Origin of the sequence: Mycobacterium sp. E1386 (genome assembly GCF_001672745.1) — a bacterium.
GTDB lineage: Bacteria > Actinomycetota > Actinomycetes > Mycobacteriales > Mycobacteriaceae > Mycobacterium.
The window spans coordinates 1-5690 of record NZ_LZKH01000143.1; the positions used below are offsets into that span (position 1 = coordinate 1).

Annotated in this window: 7 protein-coding genes and 1 pseudogene; 4 read left to right on the plus strand and 4 right to left on the minus strand. The window is 70.1% G+C overall.

Going from position 1 to position 5690, the window contains the following annotated elements:
• The 3 genes from A5709_RS15125 to bioB all read right to left on the minus strand — a co-directional run.
• Window positions 1-235: DUF2567 domain-containing protein (locus A5709_RS15125; RefSeq protein ID WP_156768052.1), on the minus strand; the 235-nt coding region annotated here is incomplete at its 3' end.
• A complete protein-coding gene (locus A5709_RS15130; protein ID WP_068120550.1) occupies window positions 232-459 on the minus strand; it encodes a hypothetical protein in 228 nt (75 codons plus the stop codon). The genes A5709_RS15125 and A5709_RS15130, both read right to left, overlap by 4 nt.
• A gap of 13 nt (window positions 460-472) precedes the next feature.
• Window positions 473-1507: a biotin synthase BioB gene (bioB, locus tag A5709_RS15135; protein WP_068120551.1), complete on the minus strand. Its 1035-nt coding sequence runs from the start codon at window positions 1505-1507 to the stop codon at window positions 473-475.
• A gap of 131 nt (window positions 1508-1638) precedes the next feature.
• Between bioB and A5709_RS28480 the strand changes: the two genes are divergently transcribed.
• The 4 genes from A5709_RS28480 to A5709_RS15150 all read left to right on the plus strand — a co-directional run bounded on the left by A5709_RS28480 (window position 1639) and on the right by A5709_RS15150 (window position 5471).
• On the plus strand, window positions 1639-1815 hold the full coding sequence (locus A5709_RS28480) for a hypothetical protein (protein ID WP_197520154.1): 177 nt from the start codon (window positions 1639-1641) through the stop codon (window positions 1813-1815).
• Window positions 1816-1893: 78 nt separating this feature from the next.
• Window positions 1894-3738: a hypothetical protein gene (locus A5709_RS15140; protein ID WP_068120553.1), complete on the plus strand. Its 1845-nt coding sequence runs from the start codon at window positions 1894-1896 to the stop codon at window positions 3736-3738.
• Between the two features lie 3 nt (window positions 3739-3741).
• Window positions 3742-4110, plus strand: coding sequence for a hypothetical protein (locus tag A5709_RS15145; RefSeq protein ID WP_068120555.1), 369 nt, complete (start codon window positions 3742-3744; stop codon window positions 4108-4110).
• 68 nt (window positions 4111-4178) lie between these two features.
• Complete coding sequence (locus A5709_RS15150; protein ID WP_231986980.1) at window positions 4179-5471, plus strand: hypothetical protein; 1293 nt, start codon at window positions 4179-4181, stop codon at window positions 5469-5471.
• Here A5709_RS15150 and A5709_RS15155 read toward each other — a convergent pair.
• Window positions 5468-5690, minus strand: a pseudogene (locus tag A5709_RS15155) (2'-5' RNA ligase family protein); the annotation flags it as partial. The gene A5709_RS15150 and the pseudogene A5709_RS15155 sit on opposite strands and share 4 nt — an antisense overlap.

Consider the following 5690-nt stretch of genomic DNA (forward strand, 5'->3'; position numbering starts at 1 on the left):
ACGGCGCGTCGAAGAAGTGCTCGGACTCGGTGCCGAGGTAGTCGTGGACCCGTTCGCCCGCCCGCGTGAGCGCCACCACGGCGTGGATCGGCGGGGCGATCCACGCCCACAGCCCGCCGGCCAGCACCCCGGCCGCCGCGGATCCCAGCCCGGCGATGGCGATGGCGCGCACCGGCGGCTTGCGCGGGGCGGTTGCGGCCGGCGGGGCGTCCCGACCCTGCACGGGCTCGGTCACCGCTCGGCCTCCAAGTCGATGGAGTCGACCTGACCGTGCCGCGAGCACTGCGCCCGCCAGCCGTCGGGGCGGACCTGCACGATCATCCGGCGGCCGCATTCCGCGCAGAACCGGGGCGGCTCGAGGCCCAACTGCGCCGCGGTCGGCACTGCGGTGCCCCCCAGTTCCCCGGTGTAGACGTTGTAGACGCCGGCGCTGACCGGAGCGCCCAGTTCCCGAACCACAGTCTCCAAGTTTCTACAGGGTGGCGTTCAGGGCTTTGATGGGCATCTGCAGGTCGTCGAGCAGTTCCAGGTCGGCCTCGGCCGGGCGGCCGAGCGTGGTCAGGTAGTTCCCGACGATCACGGCGTTGATGCCGCCCAGGATGCCCTGCTTGGCGCCCAGGTCGCCCAGGGTGATCTCGCGGCCCCCGGCGAACCGCAGCATCGCGCGCGGCAGGGCCAGGCGGAAGGCGGCGACGGACTTCAGTGCCTCGGGCACCGGCAGCACCTCCAGGTCGCCGAACGGCGTGCCGGGACGTGGGTTGAGGAAGTTCAACGGCACCTCGTCGGGCCCCAGCTCGGCCAGTTCGGCGGCGAACTCCGCGCGCTGCTCGAGCGTCTCGCCCATGCCCAGGATGCCGCCGCAGCACACCTCCATGCCGGCGTCGCGCACCATCAACAGGGTCTGCCAGCGCTCCTCCCAGGTGTGGGTGGTCACCACGTTGGTGAAGAACGAGCGGGCGGTCTCCAGGTTGTGGTTGTAGCGGTGCACACCCATCGCCGACAGCTGCTCGACCTGCTCGGCGGTCAGCATCCCCAGCGAGCAGGCGATGTTGATCTCGACCTCGTTGCGGATCGCCTCGATGCCGGCCGCGACCTGGGCCATCAACCGCTCGTCGGGCCCGCGGACGGCGGCCACGATGCAGAACTCGGTGGCACCCGACTTGGCGGTCTGCTTGGCGGCCTCGACCAGGCTGGGAATGTCCAGCCGGGCGCTGCGCACCGGCGAGGCGAACAACCCCGATTGCGAGCAGAAATGGCAGTCCTCCGGGCAGCCGCCGGTCTTCAGGCTGATGATGCCCTCGACCTCGACCTCGGGCCCGCACCAGCGCATCCGCACCTCGTGGGCCAGCGCCAGCAGGTCGTCGAGCCGGTCGTCGGGCAGCTGCAGCACCTGCAGCACCTGCTCCCGGCTCAGCCCCTCGCCGCGCTCGAGTACCTGTTCACGGGCAACCGCCAGGATGTCTGCGTCGTTGGCGCCGGTGGCCGGTCGAGTTGCCGCTTGAGTCACCCGTACTCCCCTGCATCGTCGGTGGCCGCGCACGCGGCCCCCCTGCCCACGGTGGGGGCAGCTGTGAATAAAAGTGTTCAAAGTAGGGTAACGGCCGCAGAACATGCCGCCCGCCGGGGTATCTCACGACAATGACCGATCCGCACGCCGCGTATGTGGCCCACCACATGATCTTGCTGGCGATCCCCGCGTTCTTGCCGGCGATCATCGTCGTCGGCGTGATCCTCTACGTCGCGCTCAAGGACCGCCGCTCCCCCGGCGGTCAGGAGGATGCCGCGCAGCGCGAAGACAACGAAATCGGTGATTGACCGGCCGCCGATTTGGGCATTCCGCTTCCTGCGAGCTGGATCACAGCTCGGGCCCTGTGGTGTTCGGAGGTTTTGACGATGAACTCGACGGAACTGACCTACGTTGCCGAAGCGCCTGCCCGCGGCGCCGGCTTGAACCAGGTGATCGGGCTGTCGGTCGCGGCGGTGGTGATCGCCGCGGTCATGCTGTGGGTCGGCTACGCCCACCGCACCCATCGGATCGAGTGGTTGACGCGGGTCGCCGACAAGCTGGGCGAGAAGTTCCACCGGCCCAACTGGGTGGCGCTTCCGGTCCTGATCTTCACGACGTTCATCATCTGCGCCCTGTTCGGGTTCATCTGGGACGTCAGCTGGCACATCGGCAACGGGCGCGATCCCGGCCCCCTGGCCAACCCCGCGCACTACTTCATCATCATCGGCCTGTTCGGCATCTTCGTCGCCGGCATGGTCTCGGTGGTGCTGCCGTTCGACAAGCCGGGCCCCGCGGCGGTGCGGATCACCCGCAACTGGCACGCGCCCGTCGGCGGCCTGCTGATGGCAGGCTGCGGGATGTACGCCATGATCGGCTTTCCGCTCGACGACATCTGGCACCGGATCTTCGGGCAAGACGTAACACTTTGGGGCCCAACGCATTTGATGATGATCGGCGGTGCGTGTTTCTCGCTGTTCTCGGTGCTGATGCTGGAGCGTGAAGGTGAGGCGCACGACGCCGACGAGGTAACCCACGGCGCCTTCATCACCTTCCTGCGTTACCTGTCCTTCGGCGGGCTGTTCATCGGCCTGTCCGTCTACCAGATCGAGTTCGACTTCGGGGTTCCGCAGTTCCGGCTGGTGTTTCAGCCGATGCTGATCGCCGCGGCGTCCGCGCTGGCGGCCGTCGCGGCCCGCATGACGATGGGACGCGGTGCCGCGATCATCGCGGCGCTGTTCGCCATCGCGCTGCGCGGTGCGGTCGCGGTGGTGGTCGGCCCCATCCTGGGCGCCCCGATCAACTGGTTCCCGCTGTACCTGGGGCCCGCCCTCGTCGTCGAGCTGGTGGCGCTGACCCCGTTGATCAAGCGTCCAGTGGCCTTCGGCGCCGTCTCCGGCCTCGCGGTCGCCACGGTGGGGCTGTGGCTGGAATCGCTGTGGATCGGGGCGGTGTACCACTACCCGTGGCCGACCAGCATGTGGGGCGAGGCGCTGGCGATGTCGGTGCCCGTCGCGGCGTTGACCGGGGTTTGCGGCGCGCTGTTCGGCCTGGTCCTCACGGGCCGGCGCCTGCCGAGCCGCGGGGTCGGCATCTCGGTGGTGGCGGCGGCGGTGTTGGTGATCGGCATCGCGGTGGCCAACGGCTTGCACATCCTCGTGCCGGGCCAGAACACCGCCACGGTGACGTTGACGGATCTCCCCAGCCCTGCGGGGCAGCGGATGGTGTCGGCCGACGTGATGATCTCCCCGCCGACCATGGTCAGTGACCACCCGGACTGGCTGACGATCCTGTCGTGGCAGGGGCGGATGCAGAACGACCGTGGCCTGGTGATCGACAAGCTCGCCAAGGTCGGGCCGGGGCACTACCGGTCCACCCAGCCGGTCCCGGTGTGGGGAGACTGGAAGACCCTGCTGCGGGTGCAGGACGGCCGGACCATGACGGCCGTGCCGATCTACGAGCCGGCCGACGATGCCATCCCGGCGCCCGAGGTTCCCGCGCTGGCGTCCAGCACGCGGCCGTTCGTCCTGGAGGTCACCATCCTGCAGCGCGAGCGTGACCAGAGCGCGCCGGCCTGGCTGTTCACCGCCGGTGGGATCGTGGTGCTCTTCCTGACACTGATGGTGATCACCGCCCTGACCTGGGGCGCCGGCCGGATCAACAACGCCGACAGCGTCCCCAAGCGGGCGGAGGAGGAAAAGCACACCGTGCCAGGCACCCCCAGGGCGGCCTGATCGATGGGTATGCGTAGAGCTCTGGCTGCGGCGTGGGTGGCGGCGCTGGCGTGGGCGTTGATCGCTTGCGGCGGCTCGCATAACCAGTCGCAGGCCACCGGCGCCGGCCCGACGATCGACGTCACCATCGCCAACGGGCAGGTGACTCCCACCAACGCCACGCTGCAGGCCAGGGTGCACCAGCCGATCACGGTGAAGGTGACCAGCGACGCTCCCGACGAGCTGCACGTGCACTCGACGCCCGACCACAAGTTCCCGGTGGCCGCGGCGCCCAACCAGACGTTCCAGTTCAGCGCCGACGTGCCCGGCAACGTCGAGGTGGAGCTGCACCACCTGGACCGCACGATTGCGACCGTCCAAGTCCAACCGTGACCGGCGGCGGCGCGACCGTGGTGCTCGCGCACGGGCTCGGCGGATCCGGCGACCTGCCGGTGCCGTACATGTACGCGATGGTCGGCGCGGCGTGGGCCCTGACGTTCACCTTCGCGCTGGTCGCCTTCGCCTGGCGGCGGCCGCGGTTCGATCCGCTCAAGCCCGGCCGCCCACTGCCGGCGGCCGTGACCGCGCTGGTCGACGCGCGGGCGACGCGGTGGACGGCCGCCGGGCTGGCGCTGGTGTTCGCGGCGTGGGCGGTGGCGGCCGGGGTGTGGGGCCCGCGGTCGGAGACCAACGCCCTACTCGGCGTGTTCTACGTGCTGCTGTGGGTCGGCCTGGTGGCGCTGTCGCTGGCGATCGGGCCGGTTTGGCGGATCATTTCGCCGATGCGGACGGTCTATTTGTTGCTGCGACGGGCCACGCCCGAGCGCCTGCACCGCCCGCGGCGGTCCTATCCCGAACGCTGGGGCTACCGCCCGGCCGCGCTGGGCTTGTTCGCGTTCGTCTGGATGGAGCTGGCCAGCCCGAACCCCGCGTCCCTGCCCTGGGTGGGCGCGTGGCTGGGTGTATACGCCGTGGCCATGCTGGTGGGCGCCTGGATGTGTGGCCAGCGCTGGCTGGCCCGTGCCGACCCGTTCGGCGTGTACAGCATGGCGGTGTCCCGGCTGTCCCCGTTTCGCCGCAACCCGGCGAGCGGGAGGATCGTCATCGGGAATCCGCTCGACCATTTGCCGTCGCTGCCCGTGCGGCCCGGGGTGGTGGTGCTGCTCGCGGTGTTGCTCGGGTCCACGGCGTTCGACAGTTTCTCGTCGTCCCCGACGTGGCGCGGCTTCGCCGACGGGCTGGCGCGCGACATCGGCCTGACGCCGGCGCCGGCGTCGTCGCTGCTGCGAACCCTCGGGCTGATTGTCTTCATTTCGGTTGTGGCGGTGACCTTTTCACTCGCCGCGCGCGCGACGGGCGGCGTGGACCGCGACCAGCGCCGCGCCCTGCCCGGCCAGATGGCACATTCCCTGATCCCGATCGTGGTGGGCTACATCTTCGCCCACTACCTCACCTACCTCGTCGAGCGCGGACAACAGGCCGTGTTCGCGCTGGCCGACCCGCTCGGCCACGGCTGGAATTTGCTGGGACTGGCGCACCAGCAGGTGGCCTACGTGTTGTCCGCGCACCCGCCGGTGCTGGCCGGGATCAAGGTGGCCTGCGTGGTGACCGGCCACATCCTCGCGGTGATCGCCGCCCACGACAAGGCGCTGCGGCTGCTGCCGAGCGGGCACCAGCTCACCGGCCAGCTGACCATGATGCTGGTCATGGTCGGCTACACCTTCACCGGCCTTTACCTGCTGTTCGGCGGCTAGCGGATCAGGTAGTCGACCTTCTTCTCGCCGTTCCAGTGGCGCAAACCGGCGAAGCTCCCCTCGACGAGCGGGGGCCGCCCCGCGATCCGCAGCGACCGGCTCAGCGCCGGTCCCGCGACGCGACGGGCCAGCGTGACGTGCGGCGTCCAGTGACCGGGCAGGCTGGTGGGGGCCGGCGCGGGCGCCAGGAGCTCGCCGCACAACCGGTGCACCTGCGCG

Coding starts and splice junctions, on each gene's coding strand:
- A5709_RS28480 (WP_197520154.1), top strand. CDS start 1,639: ATGACCGATCCGCACGCCGCGTATGTGGCCCACCACATGATCTTGCTG.
- A5709_RS15140 (WP_068120553.1), top strand. CDS start 1,894: ATGAACTCGACGGAACTGACCTACGTTGCCGAAGCGCCTGCCCGCGGC.
- A5709_RS15145 (WP_068120555.1), top strand. CDS start 3,742: ATGGGTATGCGTAGAGCTCTGGCTGCGGCGTGGGTGGCGGCGCTGGCG.
- A5709_RS15150 (WP_231986980.1), top strand. CDS start 4,179: ATGTACGCGATGGTCGGCGCGGCGTGGGCCCTGACGTTCACCTTCGCG.